The 25,712-nt window shown below is 36.5% G+C and carries 22 protein-coding genes and 2 pseudogenes; 12 read left to right on the top strand and 12 right to left on the bottom strand.

Annotated features, from left to right (window positions below; translation table 11 throughout):
* Nucleotides 1-74: 74 nt before the first annotated feature.
* The gene (norR, locus tag B6A32_RS11820) at nucleotides 75-1,661 is read right to left on the bottom strand and encodes a nitric oxide reductase transcriptional regulator NorR (protein ID WP_085304265.1); all 1,587 of its coding nucleotides are present in this window, start codon (nucleotides 1,659-1,661) and stop codon (nucleotides 75-77) included.
* Nucleotides 1,662-1,887: 226 nt separating this feature from the next.
* Between norR and B6A32_RS11815 the strand changes: the two genes are divergently transcribed.
* Nucleotides 1,888-2,163 (top strand): hypothetical protein, encoded by a 276-nt coding sequence (locus tag B6A32_RS11815; protein WP_233131401.1) that lies wholly within the window; start codon nucleotides 1,888-1,890, stop codon nucleotides 2,161-2,163.
* A gap of 102 nt (nucleotides 2,164-2,265) precedes the next feature.
* Entirely contained in the window at nucleotides 2,266-3,447 is a 1,182-nt protein-coding gene (hmpA, locus tag B6A32_RS11810; protein WP_085304261.1) for an NO-inducible flavohemoprotein, read from the top strand.
* A gap of 173 nt (nucleotides 3,448-3,620) precedes the next feature.
* Here hmpA and eno read toward each other — a convergent pair whose 3' ends face one another.
* On the bottom strand, nucleotides 3,621-4,919 hold the full coding sequence (gene eno, locus B6A32_RS11805) for a phosphopyruvate hydratase (RefSeq protein WP_085304259.1): 1,299 nt from the start codon (nucleotides 4,917-4,919) through the stop codon (nucleotides 3,621-3,623).
* A 136-nt stretch (nucleotides 4,920-5,055) separates the two neighbouring features.
* Nucleotides 5,056-6,693, bottom strand: coding sequence for a CTP synthase (locus B6A32_RS11800; protein ID WP_085304257.1), 1,638 nt, complete (start codon nucleotides 6,691-6,693; stop codon nucleotides 5,056-5,058).
* A 395-nt stretch (nucleotides 6,694-7,088) separates the two neighbouring features.
* Between B6A32_RS11800 and B6A32_RS11795 the strand changes: the two genes are divergently transcribed.
* Entirely contained in the window at nucleotides 7,089-7,667 is a 579-nt protein-coding gene (locus B6A32_RS11795; protein ID WP_233131400.1) for a DUF4202 domain-containing protein, read from the top strand.
* Between the two features lie 256 nt (nucleotides 7,668-7,923).
* Nucleotides 7,924-8,319 (top strand): annotated as a pseudogene (locus tag B6A32_RS19630) (acyl-CoA thioesterase).
* Nucleotides 8,320-8,416: 97 nt separating this feature from the next.
* Here B6A32_RS19630 and B6A32_RS11785 read toward each other — a convergent pair.
* Nucleotides 8,417-9,585 (bottom strand): IS3 family transposase gene (locus B6A32_RS11785; protein WP_101685955.1). Its coding sequence is split into 2 segments (ribosomal slippage): nucleotides 8,417-9,336 and nucleotides 9,336-9,585, totalling 1,170 coding nucleotides; the frame shifts between segments, so codons are not numbered across the junction.
* 63 nt (nucleotides 9,586-9,648) lie between these two features.
* Here B6A32_RS11785 and B6A32_RS11780 point away from each other — a divergent pair.
* Entirely contained in the window at nucleotides 9,649-10,125 is a 477-nt protein-coding gene (locus B6A32_RS11780) for a hypothetical protein (protein ID WP_085304252.1), read from the top strand.
* Nucleotides 10,125-10,598: a hypothetical protein gene (locus tag B6A32_RS11775; RefSeq protein WP_085304250.1), complete on the top strand. Its 474-nt coding sequence runs from the start codon at nucleotides 10,125-10,127 to the stop codon at nucleotides 10,596-10,598. Before B6A32_RS11780 ends, B6A32_RS11775 begins: the two co-directional genes overlap by 1 nt.
* 209 nt (nucleotides 10,599-10,807) lie before the next feature.
* Here the strand turns inward: B6A32_RS11775 and B6A32_RS11770 are convergent, their stop codons facing one another.
* Nucleotides 10,808-11,692 carry a hypothetical protein gene (locus tag B6A32_RS11770; protein WP_143327905.1) on the bottom strand — a complete coding sequence of 295 codons (885 nt, stop codon included), beginning with the start codon at nucleotides 11,690-11,692 and terminating at the stop codon, nucleotides 10,808-10,810.
* A gap of 93 nt (nucleotides 11,693-11,785) precedes the next feature.
* On the opposite strand from B6A32_RS11770, the gene B6A32_RS11765 reads away from it, so the two are divergent.
* Nucleotides 11,786-12,253 carry a hypothetical protein gene (locus B6A32_RS11765; RefSeq protein WP_085304245.1) on the top strand — a complete coding sequence of 156 codons (468 nt, stop codon included), beginning with the start codon at nucleotides 11,786-11,788 and terminating at the stop codon, nucleotides 12,251-12,253.
* Nucleotides 12,254-12,596: 343 nt separating this feature from the next.
* On the opposite strand, the gene B6A32_RS11760 is transcribed toward B6A32_RS11765, so the two are convergent.
* Nucleotides 12,597-13,769, bottom strand: a complete 1,173-nt coding sequence (locus B6A32_RS11760; RefSeq protein ID WP_269844043.1) for a zinc ribbon domain-containing protein — start codon at nucleotides 13,767-13,769, stop codon at nucleotides 12,597-12,599.
* A 62-nt stretch (nucleotides 13,770-13,831) separates the two neighbouring features.
* On the opposite strand from B6A32_RS11760, the pseudogene B6A32_RS11755 reads away from it, so the two are divergent.
* Nucleotides 13,832-15,000 (top strand): annotated as a pseudogene (locus tag B6A32_RS11755) (IS3 family transposase).
* A 367-nt stretch (nucleotides 15,001-15,367) separates the two neighbouring features.
* Here B6A32_RS11755 and B6A32_RS11750 read toward each other — a convergent pair.
* Together B6A32_RS11750 and B6A32_RS11745 are read right to left on the bottom strand one after the other, a co-directional pair.
* On the bottom strand, nucleotides 15,368-16,372 hold the full coding sequence (locus B6A32_RS11750; RefSeq protein ID WP_085304241.1) for an ABC transporter permease: 1,005 nt from the start codon (nucleotides 16,370-16,372) through the stop codon (nucleotides 15,368-15,370).
* 4 nt (nucleotides 16,373-16,376) lie between these two features.
* The gene (locus B6A32_RS11745) at nucleotides 16,377-17,258 is read right to left on the bottom strand and encodes an ABC transporter ATP-binding protein (RefSeq protein WP_085304239.1); all 882 of its coding nucleotides are present in this window, start codon (nucleotides 17,256-17,258) and stop codon (nucleotides 16,377-16,379) included.
* Between the two features lie 168 nt (nucleotides 17,259-17,426).
* On the opposite strand from B6A32_RS11745, the gene B6A32_RS11740 reads away from it, so the two are divergent.
* Entirely contained in the window at nucleotides 17,427-17,645 is a 219-nt protein-coding gene (locus B6A32_RS11740; protein WP_143327904.1) for a hypothetical protein, read from the top strand.
* A gap of 4 nt (nucleotides 17,646-17,649) precedes the next feature.
* The gene (locus B6A32_RS11735; RefSeq protein WP_085304235.1) at nucleotides 17,650-17,868 is read left to right on the top strand and encodes a hypothetical protein; all 219 of its coding nucleotides are present in this window, start codon (nucleotides 17,650-17,652) and stop codon (nucleotides 17,866-17,868) included.
* 154 nt (nucleotides 17,869-18,022) lie between these two features.
* On the opposite strand, the gene B6A32_RS11730 is transcribed toward B6A32_RS11735, so the two are convergent.
* The gene (locus B6A32_RS11730) at nucleotides 18,023-20,299 is read right to left on the bottom strand and encodes a GNAT family N-acetyltransferase (protein ID WP_085304233.1); all 2,277 of its coding nucleotides are present in this window, start codon (nucleotides 20,297-20,299) and stop codon (nucleotides 18,023-18,025) included.
* Nucleotides 20,300-20,700: 401 nt separating this feature from the next.
* On the opposite strand from B6A32_RS11730, the gene B6A32_RS11725 reads away from it, so the two are divergent.
* Together B6A32_RS11725 and pdxH are read left to right on the top strand one after the other, a co-directional pair.
* Entirely contained in the window at nucleotides 20,701-20,892 is a 192-nt protein-coding gene (locus B6A32_RS11725; protein WP_085304231.1) for a PA3496 family putative envelope integrity protein, read from the top strand.
* A 149-nt stretch (nucleotides 20,893-21,041) separates the two neighbouring features.
* Nucleotides 21,042-21,695: a pyridoxamine 5'-phosphate oxidase gene (gene pdxH, locus B6A32_RS11720; protein WP_085304229.1), complete on the top strand. Its 654-nt coding sequence runs from the start codon at nucleotides 21,042-21,044 to the stop codon at nucleotides 21,693-21,695.
* A 116-nt stretch (nucleotides 21,696-21,811) separates the two neighbouring features.
* Here the strand turns inward: pdxH and B6A32_RS11715 are convergent, their stop codons facing one another.
* From B6A32_RS11715 to B6A32_RS11705, 3 genes are read right to left on the bottom strand one after another with little or no spacing between them, the layout of a single operon-like run.
* Complete coding sequence (locus B6A32_RS11715) at nucleotides 21,812-22,939, bottom strand: sodium ion-translocating decarboxylase subunit beta (RefSeq protein ID WP_085304227.1); 1,128 nt, start codon at nucleotides 22,937-22,939, stop codon at nucleotides 21,812-21,814.
* An 8-nt stretch (nucleotides 22,940-22,947) separates the two neighbouring features.
* Nucleotides 22,948-24,723: a sodium-extruding oxaloacetate decarboxylase subunit alpha gene (oadA, locus tag B6A32_RS11710; protein ID WP_085304225.1), complete on the bottom strand. Its 1,776-nt coding sequence runs from the start codon at nucleotides 24,721-24,723 to the stop codon at nucleotides 22,948-22,950.
* 8 nt (nucleotides 24,724-24,731) lie between these two features.
* Nucleotides 24,732-25,004 (bottom strand): OadG family protein, encoded by a 273-nt coding sequence (locus B6A32_RS11705; RefSeq protein ID WP_085304223.1) that lies wholly within the window; start codon nucleotides 25,002-25,004, stop codon nucleotides 24,732-24,734.
* Nucleotides 25,005-25,712: the final 708 nt, after the last annotated feature.

The following is a 25,712-nucleotide window of genomic DNA, read 5'->3' as shown; positions in this document are numbered from 1 at the left end:
CTTTCATATAACTATACTTAAGTTATTACCATACTAAGTTTGCTTTCGAAGAACAAACACCGATTTAGGCAGCGCTAATAGATACTTTTAATGACTTTAATATCGAGTCTTTTAGCAATGCGATTTAAATTAGCACGATCAACAGATAGCCTTCTTGCTGTAGCTGCCCAATTACCATTTTCTTGTATTAACACCTGTTTAATAACTTGTCGTTGAAACTGCTCAGTTTCATCTCTGAGGTTAATAGTTGTTTGAGATAAGTTAATGTCTGCATTGGTATTAATTTCTATATTATCTGCTTTTACAGCTGTAGATTGAAGATTGAGTAACCTACCGCAATCTTGTTTTTCAATCGATATTATTTTCTTGCCTTGTTGTCGTGCACGAGCTTTTAATGCCGAACGACTGACTACATGTTCTAGTTCTCGAACGTTACCAGGCCAATGATATTGCTCAAGATAATTGATAGCTTCAGACGTTATTTTTAATTGCGCCACGCCGAGTTTACGTTTTGTTTTTTCAACAAAATAACCACTTAGTATTTGAATGTCACCTAAACGTTCTTCAAGGTTGGGCACCTTAATAGGGTAAACACTTAGCCTGTGATAAAGGTCTAAACGAAAACGACCGTTTTGCGCTTCTACTTTTAAGTCTCTGTTGGTTGCCGCAATTATACGAACATTGACTTGTTCTACTTTGTCTTGACCTACAGGCTGTATTTCATTGCTTTGAATAGCGCGTAAAATTTTACTTTGGGCGGCTAAAGTGAGCTCACCAATTTCATCTAAAAATAAGGTTCCGCCGTTCGCTAATATAAATTTACCTGCACGGTTTTTTTCTGCTCCGGTAAACGCGCCCTTAACATGGCCGAACAATTCACTTTCAATTAAATTTTCTGGCAGGGCTGCACAGTTAACATAAACCAGAGGTCCATGTTGGCGAGGTGATTTATGATGTAAAGTTCGAGCGACTAATTCTTTACCTACCCCTGTTTCACCATAAATTAGAATATTAAATTCTGAATTGGCTACAATGGCTAATTCTTCTTTAAGCTTTTGCATAACCAAACTTTCGCCAATTAATTCACCACCATCACGCTTCCAGGCTTCTTCGGTTAGCTCTGCCACCACTTTTTGAGAGTGATCAGCTCGAGTTTCTAATTGCTCAATTAAAAATGCGGTATTTAATGTGGCTGCGGCTATTGCAGATATCACAACTAATGTTCGCTCGGGAATATTGTCAAATTCATAAGGCGTTAAGCTATCTATGGTTAAAAGCCCTAACAACTTGTCATCGTAATATAGCGGTAACCCCATACATGAGTGCACGGGTAAATCATCTTCTCTATCAATAAGTAACCCATCGTAAGGGTCAGGTAAAGGTGAGTCTGTAGCAAAGCGAATAGGTTGCTTAGATTGGCAAATAACATCAAACCTAGGATGCTCAGTAAGCAAAAAACGTCGCCCAATAGTGTCTCTGCTCAGTCCCTGTATTGCTATTGGAGTGAGTATATCGCCATGAAACGATAATAAAGCAACAGCATCACAAGTAATGGTTTTTCTTACGGTATCAAGCAAGCGATCAAATCGATCCTTACTGTTAAGGCTACTGGCTAAATCTAGTGCTAGCTCAATAATAGCGGTTGATGATATTTGGTTCATGAACGAACTCCTCAATAGACACAAAAACAAAATAACACACAAGAGTCATTAAGACTACAAACACAAGGAGTCCATTTGACTACACAAAGTAAATAATAAAAATAAAACCTTGATATTAAAGTAAATAAAAATATGGCATTTAATTTGCCATATAACTTGTAGCTGCATAAATCTGTGCAAGTAATCACGTTATTTATTGTTTTATTAAACAGTAACAAAGGAGTTAATGATGTACGCACAATTCTCAATTGCTAAACATTTACCTGAAGTTAAGCACGCACTCAACTTTCAAAAATGTTTAACTCTAGGCAATACCATGATGCTGTTTTCTTTCATTGTTATTGCTTTGAGTATCACAGTGACTTTTGTATTTGATAACTACTTTGCCATTCCAACACAAGTTTTTGCGCATATCTCGACCATTATTTTTGCTGGTGCATTAAAGCTTGGCTACGTTCTGCGCTGTGTGGCTTTACACGGTTTTGGTAACAAGAACTTTTAGCTTAACTCGTTGAGAAATAAATTTACCTACAGAGAAGCCCTTTAATAACCTTGTGGTTTTTATATAAGAATTTTACATCTACATACCTACTTAGGAAAAAAAATGCTAACCGACAAACACATCGACATAATTAAAAGTACGATTCCACTATTAGAAAATGCTGGCCCGGCACTAACCTCACATTTCTACCAACGCTTGTTCTCTCATAATCCAGAGTTACAAGATATTTTTAATATGTCGAATCAAAAAACAGGCAGACAACAAGTAGCGTTATTTGAAGCAATAGCGGCTTATGCAAAAAACATTGAAAACTTAAGTGCATTAACCTCAGCTGTTGAACGTATTGCGCAAAAACACACAAGCTTTAATATTCAGCCAGATCATTACGCCATAGTTGGACATCATTTAATTGAAACACTGCGTGAATTGGCAACAGCAGCATTTACACCTGAAGTTGAGTCTGCCTGGACTAGTGCTTATCAATTTTTAGCGGGTATTTTTATTAACCGTGAAGACGAATTATACCAACAACGCTCACTAGCTATTGGCGGCTGGCAAGGGGCAAGAACATTTAAAGTTATTGAGGCTGTTAGCGAATCAGCTTTAGTTAAAAGTTTTACTTTTGCTCCTATAGATCAAGGACCAGTGATCGATTTTATACCTGGCCAATATTTAGGGCTTGAAGTTAAACCAACAGGCAATGATTATAAAGAAATTCGTCAATACTCGTTGTCAGATAAACCTAATGGTAAAAACTACCGTATTTCTGTAAAACGAGAACAGTTAGGGGTTCCGGGCAAGGTATCAAATTACTTACACGATGAAATTAATGTTGGCGACGAAGTAAAGCTTTACGCGCCCGCTGGGGATTTTTTCTTTATTGATAGACAATCACCTACGGTGCTAATTTCAGCCGGTGTTGGCATAACACCGATGCAAAGCATGCTAGAAACATTAGCAGATAGAAAACATAGCCATCAAGTATACTTTTTACATGCTTGTGAGGACACAGAGCAACACTCTTTTTCAAAGCGTACTCATGAATTAGTACAAAGTAATAGCTGGCAGCAAAAGGTTTGGTATAAAAACAAAACTGAACAACAACCTCATATTAATAAAGGAATGATGGACTTATCAACTGTTGATTTGCCAACTGAAAATGGTAACTTCTATTTATGTGGTCCTATCGCATTTATGCAATTTGCCAAACAACAACTGTTAAAACTTGGCGTAGGCGAAAACAACATTCATTACGAAGTATTTGGTCCACACGCAAGCTTGTAATATAAATAAAACAAGCAAATTCGCTGACTTTTTCACTTAAAACAATGAGTAGTAAATAATAACGATTAAATTAGCCGTGTGATGGTGCTCTGACAAGGAAGTTGCACGGAGCTGACAAGTGTCAGTGAGTACAACTGACGCCGTCAGAGTGCCATCACGCAATTAATTTAACGTTATTGGCCTTTAACTTCTGATAGACCATTAAATACAGCTTTATCGCCAAGGGATTCTTCAATACGAAGTAATTGGTTGTACTTAGAAACACGATCAGAACGACAAAGTGAACCTGTCTTAATTTGACCTGCTGCTGTTCCTACCGCTAAGTCAGCAATCGTTGCATCTTCAGTTTCGCCTGAACGGTGAGAGATAACCGCAGTAAAGCCAGCATCTTTTGCCATTTTAATTGCGGCTAACGTTTCAGTTAATGTACCAATTTGGTTGAACTTGATTAAGATTGAGTTACCAATACCTTGCTCAATACCACGGGCTAAAATTTTAGTATTAGTGACGAATAAATCATCACCAACGATTTGAACTTTATCGCCTAATAATTTAGTTTGGTAAGCAAAACCGTCCCAATCTGACTCATCTAAGCCATCTTCAATTGAAACAATTGGATATTCTTCACAAAGTGTTGCTAAGAAATCAGAGAATTCGTTCGCGGTAAATTGCTTGCCTTCACCTTTAAGGTCGTAAATACCTTTGTCTGCATCGTAAAATTCAGAAGCAGCACAATCCATCGCTAACGTTACATCTTTACCTAACTCGTAACCCGCTGCAGCTACAGCTTCTTTTATTACAGCTAATGCATCGGCATTAGAGGCTAAATCAGGAGCAAAACCACCTTCATCGCCAACAGCCGTGTTTAAACCTTTTGCAGATAATACTTTTTTAAGTGCATGGAAAATTTCTGCCCCCATACGTAGTGCTTCTGTAAAGCTTTTAGCGCCAACAGGTTGTACCATAAACTCTTGAATATCTACGTTATTATCGGCATGTTCACCACCGTTAATGATATTCATCATAGGTAACGGCAAAGAGTATTGGCCTGGCGTACCATTAAGGTCAGCAATATGTTCGAATAATTGTATTTTCTTTTCCATTGCGGCAGCTTTTGCATTTGCTAATGACACAGCAAGAATAGCATTAGCACCAAATGTTTCTTTGTTCTCTGTACCATCTAAATCAATCATGATTTGATCGATGTTAGCTTGATCTAAAGCACTTTGGCCGATAAGCGCATTCGAAATATTGACATTAACAGCGGCAACGGCTTTTAAAACGCCTTTACCTAAATAGCGTGCTTTATCGCCGTCGCGTAATTCTAATGCTTCACGCGAGCCTGTTGATGCGCCAGAAGGAGCTGCAGCTCGCCCCCAAGCACCAGATTCAAGAAAAACATCAACCTCAACTGTTGGGTTACCACGAGAATCCATGATTTCGCGAGCGATAATTTTATTAATATTCGACATTATATTCCCTATTCCTTACTAGCTGCACACGGCAGGTTATAAACATTAAATTAATTTTGTTAACAGTATTAAGTATTAAAACTCAATATTATAAAAAAAAACCGCAGCAATTAGCTACGGTTTTCATAAGTTAGGTTTAGCTTGATTGCTGCTTTTGGTGTTCAAAAGCGGCAGCCACAAAGCCAGCAAAAAGTGGGTGACCATCGCGAGGAGTTGAATTAAACTCAGGATGAAACTGCCCAGCAATAAACCAAGGGTGATTTGGATTTTCTATCACCTCAACTAACGTTTTATCTGTAGATAATCCCGAAAACACTAAACCAGCTTGGCTTAATTGTTCACGGTAGTTATTGTTTACCTCAAAACGATGGCGGTGTCTCTCATAAATTGTTTCACTACCATATACGTCGTAGGTCTTGGTACCTTTCACTATGTGGCACAACTGTGAACCTAAACGCATAGTTCCACCTAAATCAGAATCTGCATTGCGGTATTCTACTTTGCCTTCTTCATCTAACCATTCGTTGATTAAACCAACGACTGGAGACGATGTTTCTGGATTAAACTCAGTACTGTGCGCATCAGTTAAGCCAGCAACGTTACGGGCATATTCAATCAACGCTACTTGCATACCTAAACAAATACCTAAGTAAGGTACTTTATTTTCACGTGCATATTGAGCGGTTAAAATTTTACCTTCAACACCACGCTCGCCAAAACCACCTGGTACTAAAATAGCATCTAAGTCTTTAAAAACTTCTACACCTTTAGACTCTACATCTTGTGAATCAATGTATTGAATTCTAACTTTAACTTGGTTAGTAATACCGGCATGTTTTAACGCTTCATTTACTGATTTATAGGCATCAGGTAATTCGGTGTATTTACCTACCATACCAATAACAACTTCACCTGACGGGTTAGCTTCTTTGTAAAGCACTTGTTCCCAATCAGTTAGGTCAGCTTCTGGCACATCTAAGCCAAAGCGTTTAACAACTAATTCATCAGTACCTTGTGATTTAAGTAACGCAGGCACTTTATATATAGAGTCAACATCGCGCATTGAAACAACAGCTTTTGCTTCGACGTTAGTAAATAATGAAATTTTAGCGCGCTCGTTAGCAGGAATAGCACGTTCACTTCGACAAACTAAAATATCCGGGAAAATACCAATAGAACGTAGCTCTTTAACAGAATGCTGTGTTGGCTTGGTTTTAATTTCACCTGCGGCAGCAATAAAAGGTACTAAAGTTAAGTGCATGAACATTGCGCGTTCACGGCCAAGCTCAACACCTAACTGGCGAATAGCTTCTAAGAAAGGTTGTGATTCAATATCACCTACCGTACCACCAATTTCTACCATAGCGATATCGTAACCTTCAGCTCCCTCAATAACGCGACGTTTTATGTCGTTAGTAATATGAGGAATAACTTGAATAGTTGCACCTAAAAACTCACCTTTACGTTCGCGTGCCAAAATATCTTGGTAGATTCGGCCCGTGGTAAAGTTATTAAGCTTAGTCATTTTGGTACGAATAAAGCGTTCATAATGACCTAAATCGAGATCTGTCTCTGCACCATCTTCAGTAACAAATACTTCACCATGTTGAATTGGGCTCATTGTGCCTGGGTCAACATTAATATAAGGGTCAAGTTTAAGCATGGTAACTTTTAAACCACGTGCTTCGAGAATTGCTGCTAGTGATGCTGCAGCAATACCTTTACCAAGAGACGATACAACGCCGCCAGTAACAAAAATATATCTAGTTGTCATGCGATACCCAGAGTCAGGAAAAACAGAAATTTTGCACTAAATTGATTTGTTATTTGGTAAACAAATGAATTTAGTAGGACGGGAAAGTATTATACTGAAAAGCCGTGCGCACAACAATAAGATCAATGCATCTAGTTGCACAAATTTTTATTAACACTTTATATATTGACCTTAAAGTATTTTTGCATAATTAGCACTGGATTGATAAACCTCGTCCAAATGACTAAAATTTCGTCATTTTTTATTATGCAATAGTGAACATATATGGTTAAAAGTCATACTGTTATTTAACATTTAAGCCCGCTAAGCTACTTTTTTGTTTTTTCAATTGGTATTGTTAATGAAAATAGAGCTAAACTATTGTTTTACTTTTCAATAAATAAAAACAAATGACTATGAGCCAATTACAAAAAGTACTACACGCCATCGACGCAATTAACTCAGCAGATATCAACCTCACTATTGTCGACGGCATTAGCCATCCAAAAGAATTATTATACGGCCAATATATGTCAGCTTGTCTCGATAATTATTGGCCAGACGCTAGTGAATGTTTACAAATTGCTGTTCGTGCACAACATGTAAAACGATGGCACTTAAAGCGTACTGAATTTTCTGAAGGTAAAAAAGGCTATTTTACATGGCGTAAGGAACTTGGAATTTTTCACGCGGAAACAGCTAAGGCTTTGATGCTAGATTTTGGTTACAGTGAAGATGAAGCGAGTAAAACCGCGGCAATTATTAGAAAAGAAAACTTAAAGTCAAATACTGAAAGCCAAACCCTGGAAGACGTAGCCTGTTTAGTATTTTTGCAATATTACTTTGACGCCTTTGCCGCCAAGCACAATGACGAAAAAATCATCCGGATATTACAATTAACGTGGGGAAAAATGTCAACGCGAGGGCAAGAAATAGCATTAGGTTTAACGTTACCTTCACACCTTGCAATATTGGTTGGTAAGGCTTTAGCATGATCTGCTAGCTTTTACTTTATAACACTGACCGCACAGGATGAGGACAACAGGCATTAATGCTCCGCCTCGCTTACCTGTTCACTCTTTATTAACTTCACGGTCGATATTACTTTCATATTGTTATCAGCAATAGGTAAGCGTAAAAGAAAAACAAAGGGACATATGAGCAACACTATGTGCAACATTTAACAAAAAAAGATAATTGATTGTTATTTATATTAAAAATATAATAATAAAAATAATTTAGGAAAAAATAATGATTAATGAAACTGTTAGACCAAGGTTTTGCGAAACTGATGGATTAGGTCACATTAATAATACTGTTGTTGCACAGTGGTTTGAAGGTGCTAGAGATCCTATTTTTAAATGGTTTACGCCAGATCTAAATTTAAATGCTTGGAAATTGATTTTAGCTTAAACGACAGTCGAATTTCATGCTGAATTGCAATATGGGGCTGATGTTGAATTAAGAGCTTATATTAGCCGTATTGGTAATAGTTCATTTGACGTATATCAAGAAGCTTGGCAGGAAGGTAATAAGTGTGCCTCTGGTACTGCTGTAATGGTGCATTTTGATTATGAAACTAAAAAGTCTCAAAAAATATCAGAAGCGACAATCATTAATATGAATAGTCATTTTATTGAATCATAAGATTTATATTTCTACTCATTCTAAGTAGAGTACCCCCAAAAATGGCTAGGTGGTGGATGACCTGGTCAACTAAATTCAGACACCCCAGTTAAGTTCGTTAAGCTACCTTTTTCAATTCTCTTTCTTTGCCTTCATACGCATTTGGACTTTGGTAGCCCAGATATGAGTGCAATCGGTTGCTGTTGTACCACATCGTTATGTAGTTCATCACATCTTGTTGAGCGTCATAACGGGTTTGATAGTTACGCCAATGCACGCGCTCTTGTTTTAAGCTACCAAAGAAGCTCTCTGCTACCGCATTATCCCAGCAGCAACCCTTCTTACTCATGCTGCCCACAAAGCCATGTAACCTGAGTATTCGCCTATATTGATGACTCGCATATTGAACGCCTTGATCTGAATGTACTATCAATCCAGCTTTAGGCTTTCGTTGCCACATCGCCATCGTGAGCGCATCACAAACAAGTTGAGCTTTCATCCGTGTGCCCATGCTCCAACCAACAACTTTACGCGAGTATAGGTCGATTACTATTGCCAAATATAGCCAACCTTCTGAAGTCCAGATGTAGGTAATATCTTGCACCCACGCTTGATCCGGTTGTTGAACATCAAAGTGTTGCTCAAGTTCGTTCGCGTAAATAGGCTTGTTGTGTTCGCTATTTGTCGTTGCCTTATATTTTTTCTTATAACGTACCCAAACGTTTGCTTCTTTCATTAACTGCGCTGTTTTTCTGCGGCTAACAGGGAAACTGAGTGCATTTAAGGATTTTTGAATGCGTCTTGCGCCATAAGTATTGTCACTAAACTTAGCGATGTCTTTCACCCAATCCAACATCTCTTGATGCATTGTATCAATGGGCTTTTGATCCTTTCTTTTTTGATAACTATAATAGTTGTTACTTCTTACACCCAATACGCGACACATTAGTATCACGGGCCAGATCTTCTTATGTTGGGCAACAAACGAATATTTTACTTCGTTTCCTTTGCAAAGAAGACCGTCGTTTTTTTTAATATCTCACGCTCCATTTCTAGACGCTTGACTTGGGCTTTAAGTTTACGAATTTCATCTTGCTCTGGCGTAAGTTTACCGTTCCCTCTAAAAGCATGGCCATCATCATTTTCAGCTTCTTTGATCCATCTGCCAAGCACTTGCGCACTGACGTCTAGATTTCTAGCGGCTTCTGCTACAGGATAGTGTTGCTCTCTAACGAGGGCGATTGCATCTAGTTTGAATTCTTTTGAATAAGTTTTACGGTTTTTCATTTGTATCTCCAGTTAAGTCAATTATGTCTTAACTGGGGTAGTCGAATCAATTAGACCACGTCAGTGTTCACCCTCCCAGAAAGGTTAGGGATAAACCCTACTAAGGCTGAATGGTCTTATATAACTAAAGAGCTTATTAATACATTGATGTTTTTCACCAACACATCAAAAGAAGAAATTACCAAGCATATTTTTGTTAATATTAATGATGAAAAAAATCCACATTTAAATCTTGTAGTATCAAAAATAATTAGTGGAAATGTTAAAACTGAACTTCAAAAGAAAAGCATAATTACTGCACTTAAAAAGACATTTAACTACGCGGTATTAAATAGTTTGAAAATATCACCGAGCGATTATCAGCCACAAACTAAAAGAAGTAAGAGGTATAATTCAGATTATTATCAAAAAAATAATTTATTTATTAATCATATTTCCCGTATTGAAATTCCTGAACTTGAACCTGAGTATAAGTTAAATTACTCGAAAAAAGCCACTGTTAACAAAGCAAAGCTAAATTCGAGAAGGGAGTTGAATTAATGGCAAGTTGGAAATCAGCCCAAAATTTAGTCACTGAATTGGCAAAGGATAATAACCTAAAAAATGCTGAGAGTTGGTTAACAGAAGAAGTACTGTATTTATTAAAAAAATATCCTGAGCTTGAATCTTATATAGATAGTCAATCTGGTACATTAAGTATTTCTGATATTATTTCAGCATATATTTTATCGCCACGAAAAAACAAGAAAACTAGACGATTATATCTTCGAGGGTTCAAACCAGAAACGCTTTATAAATTGAGATTATCGCATTACCTTTTGGCGGGATTTTTATTTTCTACCGCTCTGAGGTTCTGTTTTAATCATAGATACAATAAACAGCAATTTATTTTATGGGAAATAGACCATACCGAGTCAAAAAAGTTAATTTTAAAGAACTTAGCAATTCAGGAAATAGTTGTAAGCATTGATAAAGGTAAAGATACAAAGGGGCATAAACATAAAAGGCGATAGTATTACTTAATATTATATGTAGAAGCTCAAGCGATACATTGAGCTTCTAGGTCTTAATCTAATAGATGGTTTTAAAATCTACCGTAGTGGCTATTGATTCTGTAAAGTTTCAGATGAATTATAACATTACTTCTGAGTCGATTTCTCTGCCAATAAAATTGTAAAACAGTAGATATAATAACATCTGTCCATATATCAAAATGACAGATTTAATAAGCCCCTTCGAGTAATTTTTTTAACATTACAGTGTCTTTAGCTAACATGGCTTCAACAACTTCTTTAGACTTTTCCGCAATTTCATCAGCTGTAAGCACATCATTATGATAAGTGATGTAAGCTTTCATCGTGGATTCATCGCACATATTTCTTACTTCACAAATAGCTAATTCCCAAGAATCTCTCACAGTGCTACTATCAGGCACAAAATTTGAAATATATGTCAATGCATTTGTGTATACCAAAAAATCATCTGATTTTCTACTATCAAAGGCATTGCTTAATATATCAAGTGCTTGCTCTTGGCTAAATTGATCTGGATGCAAATCCATATACCATGCCATTGCATCATGGTTGTTATTTTCTTTGGCCTTAACTAGCCATTCATAATGAGAATTCCAATCGTCCAATTCAATTGTAGGAAAAGCTTCAACAAAATCTTTACAATAAGATGCGTGAGCCTTAATTACCAGTAAAACATCTTCACCAACTAAATTTTCATTCGTTAGTTCTTGCACCTTACTCTCATTGGCTAATCCTTTACATTCTCTTATCGCTCGAGCTACAAGGTACTGAGATTTTGGATCTCCAAGCTCTGCCTTTTCAATGTTATTTTGGTAAAGTTCTAATGGTGATATCGGATAAATACTTGCCAAACCTAATGTAGATGCTTCTAGTACAAAGGGGTTTACTGTACTGTTGCCGATGTCACGCCACGAATGCTCATCGTCAGGTGTTAAAGCTATATTACTATTTTTTAATTTGTCTTGAGAAGGTGCAGTTTGAATTTTTTTAACGATAAGAGGCTGGTTTCCATTAACTTTTATAGTAGCCTCATTCACACTATTTTTTGTTTGAAAATATAAGACTATTGACACTATTGACACTATTGACACTATTGACACTTTCCTAACATTCATGCAACACACTCCTGTTAATCATTCATTAACATACATAATAGGGATTTCGTGATGAAAAATAAAGGTTTATTGTTAATATTGTTTTTTTTTATTAATATAAGTATCGTATCAATTGCAAATGCTACCCCCCCCCCGTTTTACGTAGATCAACCATATAGTGATATTGACGTAATCAACTCCTCCAATATGCAACGTGCGGGCTTGCATTTACGGATGCGAGTTGGCAAGTATTACCATGTCAAATTTAAAGATGGAATAATAAAGCGGTTTAAATATTTAAGTAGATATAGCAGTATTAAATTCGCAGAGGCAGGCAAGGAAACGTCAAATGATTTTACTATGCAAGACTTTAAAGACTTGTTCATCAGGTTTCCGTATGGGAATTCATATATTGATGCACTAGGTGGTGCCAGCTTCTTCGGAATAGGGGGTTCAGGTTCTTGGGGATGGAACGGTTTTTGTAATATTTGCCGTGTAGTAATAACAGATACACCACAGGAAGATAAAGAAGTTCCTTAATTCAAGCAGACATTATATTTTTTCTTGAATTCATACGGAAAAGTACAAACATAAGAAAGTACTTTTCCGTTTATATATATTTGCATTAGAAATTTTATACTAATTGTTCAAGCTAACTACAAAGTAATGATAATTACTATAGAGCTATGTAGCCCCAAAGCTTGATAGGCTCAATAATTGTTTTAATAACCATTTAGACAAATTATTTACAACAACTATGAAACTTAAAACTGCCCGTTATAAGTAACAAATGAAGATAAAAAATGAACTTCTTTCATTCATGAACATAAACAATTTAAAAATTGTTTATGTTCATAGTTTATAACACGATTAATTTACATTTTTAAATGTTTGATAATGCCAAAGCTATTAATTTATCTGTTTCTTTCTGATTACCATCATTAACAAAATCAGCATATTTAAACCAATAGTCATTATCAATAAGCCATGCAAATTCTGGTGATTTACAACCCCAACTATCATGTAATTCATCTTTAGTTGGTAATGGTGGGATTTTAAATAATTTAGGAAATACAAATATATCCTTTCTATTAAATAGTAAACCTACGTCTAATTCTCCTTCAATAGATATGTAAGATGGTTCTCCTTTGTAAAGCTTATAAACCTCTTCATTTGCAAGTTGTGCTAAATATTCCCCAAAGCTTGCTGATGGCAGTAAATTAATTTCATCACCTATTATTTTTTTATTAATTATTTTTATTGATTCATTAATTTTTAATTTATCATGATGTTCTAATGCCAGAAAATCTCTTATTTTGTTAACAGGTAACTTTTCAGATTTATTAACGGTTGTATTAGTTGCACGATCTGATGAAATTAAAAGGGCAAAATGACCATCAAAATCGTCAGGGTGGTGTTCAAATACCACTTGATTATTAATGATTTTAAAACTGCTAAGCATTACCTCTTTGAACTCAGGCATGTTTAAAACGGCATAACATTGATTAGTTTTACCATCAGCAACAACTACAGATAATAATCTGGCTAAAGTTTGATGAATTTTATATCTTTTCTCGTAATCTTCATTTTTTCTTATGTGTTTATAAAGGTTAAATGCTTCTTGAAGGTTACTTTCTGTTTGTTGATTTTCTTTTTTGAATTTAAGCTCATTTAATTTAAGGCTTAATTTTTTCTTCTCATTATTCAATGAGCTAATAGCAGTGGATATTTCAACAATACTTTCTTCTCCAAGCATATTTAATAGACTTGATTGAGCTGTTATTTTACGAGAAATTTCATTGATCGCAGGGAGTAAAGGCTGTATTTGATTATCAATACTTTGAATTCTGATGGTTGAACTTTTTGCACTGAATAAAGAAGAAAAATTAAATTCAGTAAATAATTTGAAAAATATATTTTCAAAATAATCATATCGAATAGTTGTATTGCTACAAGCTTTATTTCTACGTGCGACAGTACAAATTAAATATGCTTGTTTCCAGTGCGAGTTTTTTTGAAAATGCATAGCAGAACCACACTCTGAACACTTTACTATGACGTGGTCTAATTGATTCGACTACCCCAGTTAAGACATAATTGACTTAACTGGAGATACAAATGAAAAACCGTAAAACTTATTCAAAAGAATTCAAGCTAGATGCAATCGCCCTCGTTAGGGATCAAAACTATCCTGTAGCTGAAGCTGCTAGAAATCTAGACGTCAGTGCGCAAGTGCTTGGTCGATGGATCAAAGAAGCTGAAAATGATGATGGTCATGCTTTTAGAGGTAACGGTAAGCTTACGCCAGAGCAAGATGAAATCCGTAAACTTAAAGCCCAAGTCAAGCGCCTAGAAATGGAGCGTGAAATATTAAAAAAAGCGACGGTCTTCTTTGCAAAGGAAACGAAGTAAAATATTCGTTTGTTGCCCAACATAAGAAGATCTGGCCCGTGATACTGATGTGTCGCGTATTGGCTGTAAGGAGCAATAACTATTATAGTTATCAAAAAAGAAAGGCTCAAAAGCCCATTGATACAGCACATCAAGAGATGTTGGAATGGGTGAAAGACATCGCTAAGTTTAGCGACAATACTTATGGCGCAAGACGTATTCAAAAATCCTTAAATGCACTCAGTTTCCCTGTTAGCCGCAGAAAAACAGCGCAGTTAATGAAAGAAGCAAACGTTTGGGTACGTTATAAGAAAAAATATAAAGCAACAACCAATAGCGAACACAATAAACCCGTTTACCCAAACGAACTTGAACAACACTTTGATGTTGTGCAACCTGATCAAGCGTGGGTACAAGATATAACCTACATCTGGACTTCAGAAGGCTGGCTATATTTGGCGATAGTAATCGACCTATACTCACGTAAAGTCGTCGGTTAGAGCATGGGCACACGGATGAAAGCTCAACTTGTTTGCGATGCGCTCACGATGGCTATGTGGCAACGAAAGCCTAAAGCTGGATTGATAGTACATTCAGATCAAGGCGTTCAATATGCGAGTCATCAATATAGACGAATACTCAGATTACATGGCTTTGTGGGCAGTATGAGTAAGAAAGGTTGTTGCTGGGATAATGCGGTAGCGGAGAGCTTTTTTGGTAGCTTAAAACAAGAGCGCGTGCATTGGCGTAACTATCAAACCCGTTATGACGCTCAACAAGATGTGATGAACTACATAACGATGTGGTACAACAGCAAACGATTGCACTCATTTCTGGGCTACCAAAGTCCAAATGTATTTGAATACAAAGAAAGAGAATTGAAAAAGGTAGCTTAACGAACTTAACTGGGGTGTCTGAATTTAGTTGACCAGGTCAGTTTTTCCTGTAATCAGTTAAACGCCTCGCTCTTGATCAATATCTAATATCTAATATCTAATATCTAATATCTAATATCTAATATCTAATATCTAATATCTAATATCTAATATCTAATATCTAATATCTAATATCTAATATCTAAGTGTAGACCTTAGAAAATAAATAGCTTTATATATTCAAAGCTTTAACAAAAACATCTAAAATTTAAATCACTAAGGGATAGCCAGATATTCACTTATATACTTATACATAAATAAGACAAATTAGTCAGCTAAAAATATCTACTTATCAACCTTGTCTATAAAGGCTTTGTAATATTTCAGTTTAACGATCTGTATTCCAACTAAAGAAATATGCGCCTAAAGCTAAAAATACTGTACTCATCAACATTAAAATTGATACGTGATAGCTAATATCAGCCAATGTTGCTCCCTCAGTAATAATCTTACGTGCACCAGCCACTAAATGTGTTAATGGTAAAAATTCAGCAAATACCTTCACTGCATTAGGAGCGCCTTCTAAGCTAAACCAAACGCCCGATAACAACATCATTGGCCATGAGCTTAAATTTAATAACCCACCAATTAATTCTTCACTTTTACTTCGACTAGCAACCAGTAAACCTAAAGTAATTAAGCTAAATGCACCTAATATAGCGACAATTAATAAATCAAAATAACTACCAAGCATGTAAAAATCAAAAAACAAATTACAACCAATATAGACCACAGAAGATAAAAATATCACAATAAATAAGCGTGAAAAAAGTTGTGCCGAAACAAATTCAAACGCTGATAATGGCGTGGCTTTCAAGCGTTTTAAAACAGCATTTTTACGGTATCGTACAATAACGTAACCTACACCAAACAAGCAGCTAAACATCATGTTCATGCCTAAAATACCCGGCAGCACCCAATCAACATAGCGAATTTTCTTCCCTTGTGTTTCAATGCGTTGGTAATTGCTGTTATCGCTTAAAAATATTTTCTCTACTAAATAGCTATTTGGCGCACCTTGATTTACCCAATATTTTTTAGCATTAAAATCAACCAATAAATCTATACTATGTTGCTCTAGTTTAACTGTGGCTAAAGCAACCTCTTGATAGTCAATAAAACTCATATATTTGGTTTCAAGAAAGCTAGATTTACTTTGAGCTAAATCTATAACCCCAACTTTATATATGGCTCGTCCATCGCCTGAAAAAACAAATGACAAACCCACTAACATTAATACTGGGAAAATTAAGTTCCAACCTAATGAAGATCGATCTCGAAAAAACTCAATATTTCGCGCTTTAAATACCGCAAAGAAACGTGAAAAATTCATATGATTAATCCCTTAATGAGTGGCCAGTTAATTTCAAAAATAAATCATCCAAATTAGGCGACTTTACATGTAAGCCGGTCAATGAAACATTTTCTGCTAATAACAAGGCTATCGTTGCCTCAACATCAGTTGTAATAATTTCCACTTGTTGTTCATGAACTTGCCAATTAAATTTTGTGCAAAGTGCATTGGGTATTTGCTCTGCAGGTAAATAAATAAACACCTCGTTGAAATGCTCTTTGAGCAGCTGTCTAGGTGTTCCACGCGCAATAACTTGACCATGATCCATAATAAGTACGTCGTCACAAAGTTGCTGCGCTTCGTCCATGTAATGCGTGGTTAATATAACGGTTTTATCTCTTGCTTTAATATTTTTAATTAATTGCCAAAAATTTCGTCGTGCTTGAGGATCAAGCCCTGTAGTAGGTTCATCAAGAAAAACAATATCAGGGTCGTTAATTAATGCCAATGCTAAAAGCAAACGTTGTCGTTGCCCACCCGATAATAAGCGGTTATCTCGATTTAAAAACTCACTGAGGTCACATAGTTCAATCAACTCATCATGTGGTACGGTATGTTGATAAAAAGAAGTAAATAATTTTAAGGTTTCTTTGACGGTTAAGAAGTCTTGCAAAGCAGTATGTTGAAATTGAATACCTATTTGTTGAGACATAGATTCATCAATAGGCTTATCGTAATAATAAACTTGACCTTTACTCGCCTTAATAATGCCCTCCATTATCTCTATTGTGGTTGTTTTACCTGCGCCATTTGGCCCGAGTAAACCAAAACAATGGCCTTTCTTGATAGCAAAGTTAATATTGTCTACCGCAATAACATCTTTATAACTTTTAGTTAAATTCTCAACGCGAATAACTTCCTGCATGACACACCTCAATAATGCTTATGCTTTATTCTAACGATACATTCAAATTATTAATACTAGAAAACTGTTAACACACAACAAATGATAACAATTATCATTTGCATTTGATTGGTTATTCTATTATTGTTTTATTTAGCTTATCCAGCAGCGATTAAAAAAGGAACTATTATGGGTTATAGACAAGTAAACGAAGGTTGTGCCAGCAAAGCTCAAGTTGAGATACCTACGGCTTTATTAGCGCAATTAATCAGCTCAGGTATGTTAATTGGTACTGACTGTGTATGTCTTGATAACAATGCACGTAAAATCATGTGGCAGTCTTTACTTAATTTAAGTACTAATTTAAGCACTAACTCATGTACTAACTTCAACCAAGCGGAGCTATAAAATAATGACTGAGCAATCAAAAGTTGATATTAACTCACTTGAATATTGGTTAAACGTGCTGATAAAGCGCTATAATTTATCTGCAAGTAAACAATCGATACAGTCTATATGTACATACATCAATGCAATTATAGAACATGAAGACTTTGAGCAACTCGCCGATTGTTATTGCTGTTATCATAAAATGAAAACATATTGGCAATGGCGACTTCAGGCTAGATAAATATAGTAATGCACATTATTTATCCCCATTAAATTTGATGCTAATGCCAACTAATACCAAATGTAACAAGTTATTAACCCATTTTAAGCAAAGATAAAATGCTTCATTTTATGCCTTGGAAATGGGTTAAAAGGCCGCATTGAGCAAGTGCTGCTTATCCAGAATTCAAATTAATATAATTAATAATATGCTGATTTAAAGACTTTTTCCCCGTAAATCCATACTGCTCGCAAACGCTCTCGATGCTATTTTTTTGCAGTATTCGGGCGATAAGGGGCAAAACATTTGAGTCGTAATCTACTGTGGTGTGTTTTAATAACCATTGATGCAAGGCATAAATACAGCTACTCAATTGCCTTTGTCCTGACGTAAAGTCATTAACACTTTGAGAAACTTCAGCACTAAGGCTAGAGGCTTTTATCCCAGCATTGCCATTAAGCAACTGCCAAACTAACTGTGCAGGCATATGCTTGAACTCGTCTGTAAGCCAAAAATTAAGTTGCTGATAAAACTGTTCATTAAAGACATGCTGTAAGTTGCTCGCCCTAGGCGTTAATGCTTTAGTTACTAAGCAAGAGTGTTCGCCACTGGCTTTATCTTTGTTAAACCCTACTCGAGCTATGCTATAACCACTTTGTTGCCAAAAGCGAACTAAGGTCGCATTACCGGCAAAACTGGCGCCGATAAAGTCTGTGTCTTTCATCAAGCTATGCTGTTCAATTGCAGTTAAAAAGAGCTTCCCTAAACCTAAGCCTTGAAGTTCAGGATGCACAGCAATACGCATAACCCGCTGATAGCTATAATCAAAACTTGTTTTAACACCACAATGCATCAATAAAGATTGAGGTAAAAACTGATCACGTAAACGCCTTTTGTTTTCAAGTACTTTATCTACAAGATTTTCACCAACTAAGCCTTCTTGCATCAACATAGCAACACCGACTACGCTGCGTTCTCGTTTTAGTACAAATAATGAAATAGCGCGGTTATTTAATAATAGTTTCAAATCACTCGGTGATGTTTGATAGTGTGCGGTTACTAACACGGAAAAAACTGCTTGTAATAGCGCTTCATCTTCAAGTAAGTTTTCAACACTGATCAGTGTAACTTCTAATAGTGTATCATCTGTAAAGTTAGTGCTCGCTTTTAACTGACACGTTTTATCAACACTAGGTAATTGGGCGTTGAGTAAACAACTATCAAAAACAAACTGCTCAAGAGGATCATCACTAGCCCATCTTATCGCTTCATTAATGTGCATATTTCGCCAGTTAGGCATTATGCGTTTTAAAACTTGACGAAATTTAATACTAAAACCTCGCCCTGCGCCTTCGTAGCCATGCATAGTACTGGCAAATATCAACCGATGGTAAGTGCTCAATAGCTTTTGTAGAAGATATACTGGGATAGCTGCAGCTTCATCAACCATAACAATACTGGCAATCGGCTGCTCTTTAAGAAGCGTATCAATCGGATAGAAATTAATACTACCATTCGCATGCTCAACAGAAGCTCCGTTGACTTTAGCTTCAGGTAATTGTTGTGCTACTTGTTGAAAAAATATCGTGAGTGCTTGCTTGCTAGGTGCACTAATTAATATTTTCAATGGTTGGGTCGCGTTTTTCAACATTTGACAAGCCGCAAGTGCTAATGCCGTTGACTTACCCCGCCCTCTATCTGCTGTTAACACTAAGGGCCTGTTCCTATGACCTGAGAGTACTTTTAGCATAACCTCAACGGCTGAAACTTGTTCTTGGGTAATACAGCCGTAGGGTAAAGCGTTTATACCACCAAATTCTGCAGCGGCTTGAGCGTTACTTGTGCCTGTTTTGGGTACTGCCGCTTTAATCACAGCATTTAAATCTGGCAATAAGGTGTCTGATTGTTTGATCACATAGCAATGTTCACGGGTTAATTGCTGCATGAAGCGTTGAAGAAAGTAGTCATTTTCCTGAGCATGTTGAAGTTGGTTTGGAGAAATTAATAACACCAACACTCCGCCTGAAACTATCGTGCCTGAGAGTGCTGCAAAGGCATCAACATCAAACTCATTGTCACTCGCACTCTTTGTTTCAGTTTTAGGTTCAGTTTCGATTTCACTTATATTGCTTTGAGCTTGTTTTTGAATATGCTCTGAGAGACGAAAGAAAACCAGTTGTTGTTCCGTGCCTAAATATTGATTAAAGGTTTTTCGGTTAACAACAGAAAGTTGTGAAGGTAAACAATTACCATCAATATCACCATAAATAAGACCTTGCTTGGGTTGCATAAATTGAGCTGTTTGTTCAGATAAAAAAACCTTAATGTTCGTCTCAACATGCTGGTTGGTCCATGCTTTATCTCCCACTAAAACCAATAAACTACGCCAGCGTTTTTGCTGAGTAACTTGTTGTAATTTAAAGCACCAAGCTGAAAAATCTTCATTTAACATTCAAGTAAACCTTCATAAATATTTTGGCTATCACTATGCTCTTTAGTCTATCAGAGCGATTGCCATAGCTAAATCGCTTGGCTCAGGTAAATCCGCATATAAAATCAGCAACTAATCAATTGAGCAGTAAATTTTTGTTGAAATGAAAAAATTATTAGTTGAAAATCCGATTTTAGTTGCCTATGTTCAAAATATGGATCAGATATAAGTTAACTCGCGGTATATACACTGTGATTATAACCTAGTCATTTTTAAGATATCGCGAATTAAAAATATTTAGCATAATTTTACATAGTAGCAATGATGAGCCATTAATAAATTAGTGCTTACTTAACACCCGCATATTTAGGGCCCTATTTTGTGTAATTGTAGCTAGCACTACAAAAGCCATAGGTATAAACATGAACGATGATTTAACAGACGATTTAACAGACGACTCTTCGTCAGAGGCAGAACAAGAGCAATATGATAAAGACTTACCTAAAGATCAAAAGTCTACTAGTAACAAAGAGGTAAGAAATCGTATTGAAGAGTTACTCGAAAAAAAGCGCCTAAAAGCGCTATTAGATGATGCTGACGACTGGGACTTTTAACCGTCAGTACTGGTAGCTAATAATTAGCTGTGCTCCTTTAAAGTATCATTATTAACTTTAAAGCCGTTATATCTTTACGCTAACTGTTTGTTAGTAATAAAAAACTGCTATTATTAGTTTCATAAACTTTCCACTTATACGGCCTCTACATGACATTATTTGAAAAACTGCGCTGTTTATTAACCTTCGGCCAAGGTGTTGCCCTGCCCTTACCTGTTATTGACGATAATGCTGATCCACTTGCATTGTTTAAACTCTGGTTCGACGAAGCAAATAAATCAGGTATTTTATTACCTGAAGCGATGTCAGTTAGCAGTGTGAGTCAAGACGGTCAACCAAGCTGCCGCATGGTTTTACTTAAAGAATTTAATCAAGATGGTTTTATTTTCTATACCAATTACGCAAGTAGAAAAAGCCAAGAATTAAACGAAAATGACAAAATAGCCTTGTTATTTCATTGGAATGTACTGCAACGTCAAATTCGTATTGAAGGCGTTGTTGAAAAAGTTAGCGCTGAACAATCTGCAGAGTATTTTCATAGTCGAGATCGTGGCAGTCAGATTGGTGCTTGGGCTTCAAGACAAAGTAGCAAAATTCAAAGCGATAGCGAGTTGGCAGAAAGTGTAGATTACTACACGAAAAAGTTTGCTGGCAAAGAAGTGCCATTGCCCGAGTTTTGGGGTGGCTGGCGTATAAAACCAAATTTTATTGAATTCTGGCAAGGTCGCGCTAGTCGCTTGCATGACAGGGTTTGTTTTGAAAAAAGCACAACGGGTTGGAATAATTTCAAGTTGCAACCATAAATGTTTTTTTGAAAGTTTGATATCAAGTTAACTATTAACTAAGCGCAAACAGATTATAAAAAAAGGGAAGCAATGCTTCCCTTTTTAGTGCTTAATTTTCAAGCCCAATACTTACATTAACCAACTAAGGCTAACAAAATACCTGCTGCTACCGCTGAACCTAATACACCTGCTACGTTTGGTCCCATAGCGTGCATTAACAAGAAGTTATGTGGATTAGATTCTAAGCCAACCTTATTAGCAACACGAGCCGCCATAGGCACTGCTGATACCCCTGCTGCACCAATAAGTGGGTTTACCTTTTCTTTTGACAGCTTATTCATTAACTTCGCCATCAGTACACCGGTTGCAGTACCAATAGAGAAGGCAACTGCGCCCAATGCTAAAATACCTAAGGTTTTCCCGTTTAAAAATTGTTCAGCACTTAATTTAGAGCCAACACCTAAGCCTAGGAATATAGTCACAATATTGATCAACTCATTTTGCGCGGTTGAGCTTAAGCGATCAACAACACCACACTCACGCATTAAGTTACCTAAACAAAACATACCCACTAATGGCGTTGCTGCAGGTAGGAAGAATATGGTCATTAATAATACGCCAAGCGGAAAGATAATTTTCTCTACTTTAGTAACATGGCGTAATTGTGCCATTTCTATTTTACGCTCACTTTCAGTGGTTAAAGCGCGCATAATTGGCGGTTGTATAATAGGTACCAACGCCATATAAGAATAAGCTGCTACAGCAATAGCCCCCAGTAAATCAGGTGCAAGTTTCGACGCTAAAAATATAGCAGTTGGGCCATCAGCACCGCCAATAATAGCGATAGCAGAAGCGTCTTTCATTGAAAAGTCTAGACCGACAAAGTTTAATGCTATAGCGCCAAATAAAGTGGCAAAAATACCAAATTGAGCGGCAGCACCTAACAACAATGTTTTTGGATTCGCAATTAATGCGCCAAAATCAGTCATAGCCCCAACGCCCATAAAAATAAGCAGTGGGAATATACCGGTATCTATACCGGCGTAATAGATGTAATGAAGTAAACCACCTACCTCAGAAAAACCAGCCACTGGAATATTAGTTAAAATAGCACCAAAGCCCATTGGCACTAATAAAAGCGGCTCAAAGTTGCGCGCAATCGCTAAATAAAGTAAACCACAACCCACAAGCATCATGATCACTTGGCCTAGCTCAAAGTTTGCTAAGCCTGTGGACATCCACAATAATTTTAAAGAATCCATCGATATTCCTAAACTAAGCTTAACAATACATCGCCAACGGCAACAGAGTCACCCTCTCTAGCGTGAATAGAAGATATTTCACCCGCTTTGGTCGCTCTAATTTCAGTTTCCATTTTCATAGCCTCCATAATAAGAACAACTTCGCCTTCTTCAACGTTGTCACCCTCATTTACCAAAACTTTAAAAATGTTACCCGCTAAAGGCGCTTTCAAATCTTCTCCGCCTGCAGAGCTTGGTGCTGGAGTAGATGTGGTTTGTTGAATATTTTCAATTGAACCACCCGGAGCTACAACAACATCGTATACCTTACCATCAACACTTACGGCATAACTTTCAGGTCCAGTATTTTCTGAACTACTAGTAGATGCTGATACTGCGGCACTTTTAGCTTCTGGCTTAGTTGGAGCCGGTTCGAAGGCGTCTGGGTTATTGCGATTTTCTAAAAATTTAAGCCCTATTTGTGGAAATAATGCGTAAGTTAACACGTCGTCAATAGTATCTTCCGCTAAGGTAATGTTTTTCTCAGTGGCAATTTGTTGTAACTCAGCAGATATTGTTTCCATTTCTGGGTCAAGTAAATCAGCAGGACGACACGTGATAGCCTCTTTGCCATCAAGTACACGAGCTTGCAATGCCACATCAACTGGAGCCGCTGTTTTACCATATTCGCCTTTAAGAACACCGGCAGTTTCTTTGGTAATTGATTTATAACGCTCGCCTGTAAGAACGTTTAATACAGCTTGTGTTCCAACAATTTGAGAGGTTGGCGTAACTAATGGAATATAACCAAGTTCTTTACGAACTTTAGGAATTTCTGTTAATACTTCATCTAACTTATCAGCTGCACCCTGCTCTTTTAACTGGCTTTCCATGTTAGTTAACATGCCGCCTGGTACTTGTGCGAGTAAAATACGTGCATCGATACCACGTAAGCTACCTTCAAACTGAGTATATTTTTCACGAACATCACGAAAGTACGCCGCAACTTCAGCTAACTTAGTCATATCAAGACCAGTATCACGTTGCGTGCCTTCAACAATAGAAACAATCGTTTCTGTTGGAGAATGCCCGTAAGTCATACTCATTGAAGAAATTGCCGTATCAATAACATCTATATCGGCATCAATCGCTTTCATGTGTGTAGCAACACTTAACCCTGTTGTGGCATGACAATGCAAGGCTATCGGCAGAGCTACCGTTTCTTTTAATCGCCCTATCAACTCAGCAGCATCATAAGGCTTTAATAAGCCGGCCATATCTTTAATACATAAAGAGTGTGCGCCCATGTCTTCAAGCTGTTTGGCCATAGTTAACCAACCCTCAAGGGTATGAACAGGGCTTTCGGTATAACTTAATGTACCTTGTGCATGTGCACCAACTTTTACCGCCGCTTTAATTGAAGTTTCTAAGTTGCGAACATCATTCATCGCATCAAATATTCTGAAAACATCAATACCATTTACATGTGCGCGTTCAACAAACTTCTCTACTACATCATCAGCATAGTGGCGGTAACCTAAAATATTTTGACCACGAAACAACATTTGCTGTTTAGTGTTTGGCATGGCTTTTTTTAATGCTCGAATACGTTCCCAAGGATCTTCACCTAAATAACGAATACAAGAATCAAATGTTGCACCGCCCCATGACTCAATTGACCAAAACCCAATTTCATCCATTTTCGCAGCAATGGGTAACATATCTTCTAAACGCAAACGCGTTGCAAGTAATGATTGGTGGCCGTCGCGTAATACGACTTCAGTAATTCCTAAAGGCTTGGTCATGGTAGTTCCTATTTCTGAGCTGAATGTTGTTGACGATATTGAGTAACAGCAGAAGAAATTGCTGCGACAACTGCAGGTGATACATTTTTACCGTCTTCTTTTTTCTTATTTCTTTTACTTGAGTTTCTGTTTTCGACAACGGCATCAGGATATTTATTTGCCAACCTCACAAGCACAATATTGATAAAAACAATCAATAAACCTAAAAAGGCAAAAACAAACACCATTCCGGCTAACATCAAAGTGCCTGCTTCAATAAATAACTGTTGAAGATTTTCCATTTTTTTACTCTCAAGTAATATTTATATAATTAGAATAATCACTCCAATGTGTAAAAAGCAAACAAATTCTTACAAATTGATAAAATAAAGTAATGTCAAGTTACAACAGGTTAAAAAAAGCACTATTTTAAGCGTAATTTCATCATTATTTTATACAATCGAATATAAAACAAAGATTGTATACAATATCAAAGTTATGAATAGCGGCTATTATAAAAAGAAAACCCAAGATAATATACAATATCCAATACTATCAAGCCGTATCCCGAACAAATAAATATCGTTCAAAAATCAAACTACAATATTACTAAGGAACAAACTAATAACGCCTATATGCTTCTAAACAATTGACATCGGCTTTACCGTGTCAATTTAACAAATCGCTATTCATCGCCCAGTAGTCGATACAATAATCGAGTGAAAAATGTCACTTGGCAGAACCTAGCTTTATTAAATCCACGCTTTATTCGAGTCCACTTTTATTAAGAATATTGGCTATGTAATACCAAACAGGTTAGTTAGCTTTCCTCTTAGAATAAAAATGAGGTAAAACTAGTCATTCAATAACAAGCTCCCAGAGAAATCTTCATCGAAATAATCTATACGGTTAATACAAAAGCGCATTACCGACGTTAACGCACTATTTAGGGGTTATATTAGGAGGTTGTACTATGAAAAGTTTAATGATTAGATCATCTATAGGTAATC

Source organism: Colwellia polaris (genome assembly GCF_002104515.1).
GTDB classification, from domain to species: Bacteria; Pseudomonadota; Gammaproteobacteria; order Enterobacterales; family Alteromonadaceae; genus Cognaticolwellia; species Cognaticolwellia polaris.
This window is presented reverse-complemented; position numbering and strand designations above follow the sequence as displayed.

Coding starts and splice junctions, on each gene's coding strand:
- norR (WP_085304265.1), bottom strand. CDS start 1,661: ATGAACCAAATATCATCAACCGCTATTATTGAGCTAGCACTAGATTTA.
- B6A32_RS11815 (WP_233131401.1), top strand. CDS start 1,888: ATGATGTACGCACAATTCTCAATTGCTAAACATTTACCTGAAGTTAAG.
- hmpA (WP_085304261.1), top strand. CDS start 2,266: ATGCTAACCGACAAACACATCGACATAATTAAAAGTACGATTCCACTA.
- eno (WP_085304259.1), bottom strand. CDS start 4,919: ATGTCGAATATTAATAAAATTATCGCTCGCGAAATCATGGATTCTCGT.
- B6A32_RS11800 (WP_085304257.1), bottom strand. CDS start 6,693: ATGACAACTAGATATATTTTTGTTACTGGCGGCGTTGTATCGTCTCTT.
- B6A32_RS11795 (WP_233131400.1), top strand. CDS start 7,089: ATGAGCCAATTACAAAAAGTACTACACGCCATCGACGCAATTAACTCA.
- B6A32_RS11775 (WP_085304250.1), top strand. CDS start 10,125: ATGGCAAGTTGGAAATCAGCCCAAAATTTAGTCACTGAATTGGCAAAG.
- B6A32_RS11765 (WP_085304245.1), top strand. CDS start 11,786: ATGAAAAATAAAGGTTTATTGTTAATATTGTTTTTTTTTATTAATATA.
- B6A32_RS11750 (WP_085304241.1), bottom strand. CDS start 16,372: ATGAATTTTTCACGTTTCTTTGCGGTATTTAAAGCGCGAAATATTGAG.
- B6A32_RS11745 (WP_085304239.1), bottom strand. CDS start 17,258: ATGCAGGAAGTTATTCGCGTTGAGAATTTAACTAAAAGTTATAAAGAT.
- B6A32_RS11740 (WP_143327904.1), top strand. CDS start 17,427: ATGGGTTATAGACAAGTAAACGAAGGTTGTGCCAGCAAAGCTCAAGTT.
- B6A32_RS11735 (WP_085304235.1), top strand. CDS start 17,650: ATGACTGAGCAATCAAAAGTTGATATTAACTCACTTGAATATTGGTTA.
- B6A32_RS11730 (WP_085304233.1), bottom strand. CDS start 20,299: ATGTTAAATGAAGATTTTTCAGCTTGGTGCTTTAAATTACAACAAGTT.
- B6A32_RS11725 (WP_085304231.1), top strand. CDS start 20,701: ATGAACGATGATTTAACAGACGATTTAACAGACGACTCTTCGTCAGAG.
- pdxH (WP_085304229.1), top strand. CDS start 21,042: ATGACATTATTTGAAAAACTGCGCTGTTTATTAACCTTCGGCCAAGGT.
- B6A32_RS11715 (WP_085304227.1), bottom strand. CDS start 22,939: ATGGATTCTTTAAAATTATTGTGGATGTCCACAGGCTTAGCAAACTTT.
- oadA (WP_085304225.1), bottom strand. CDS start 24,723: ATGACCAAGCCTTTAGGAATTACTGAAGTCGTATTACGCGACGGCCAC.
- B6A32_RS11705 (WP_085304223.1), bottom strand. CDS start 25,004: ATGGAAAATCTTCAACAGTTATTTATTGAAGCAGGCACTTTGATGTTA.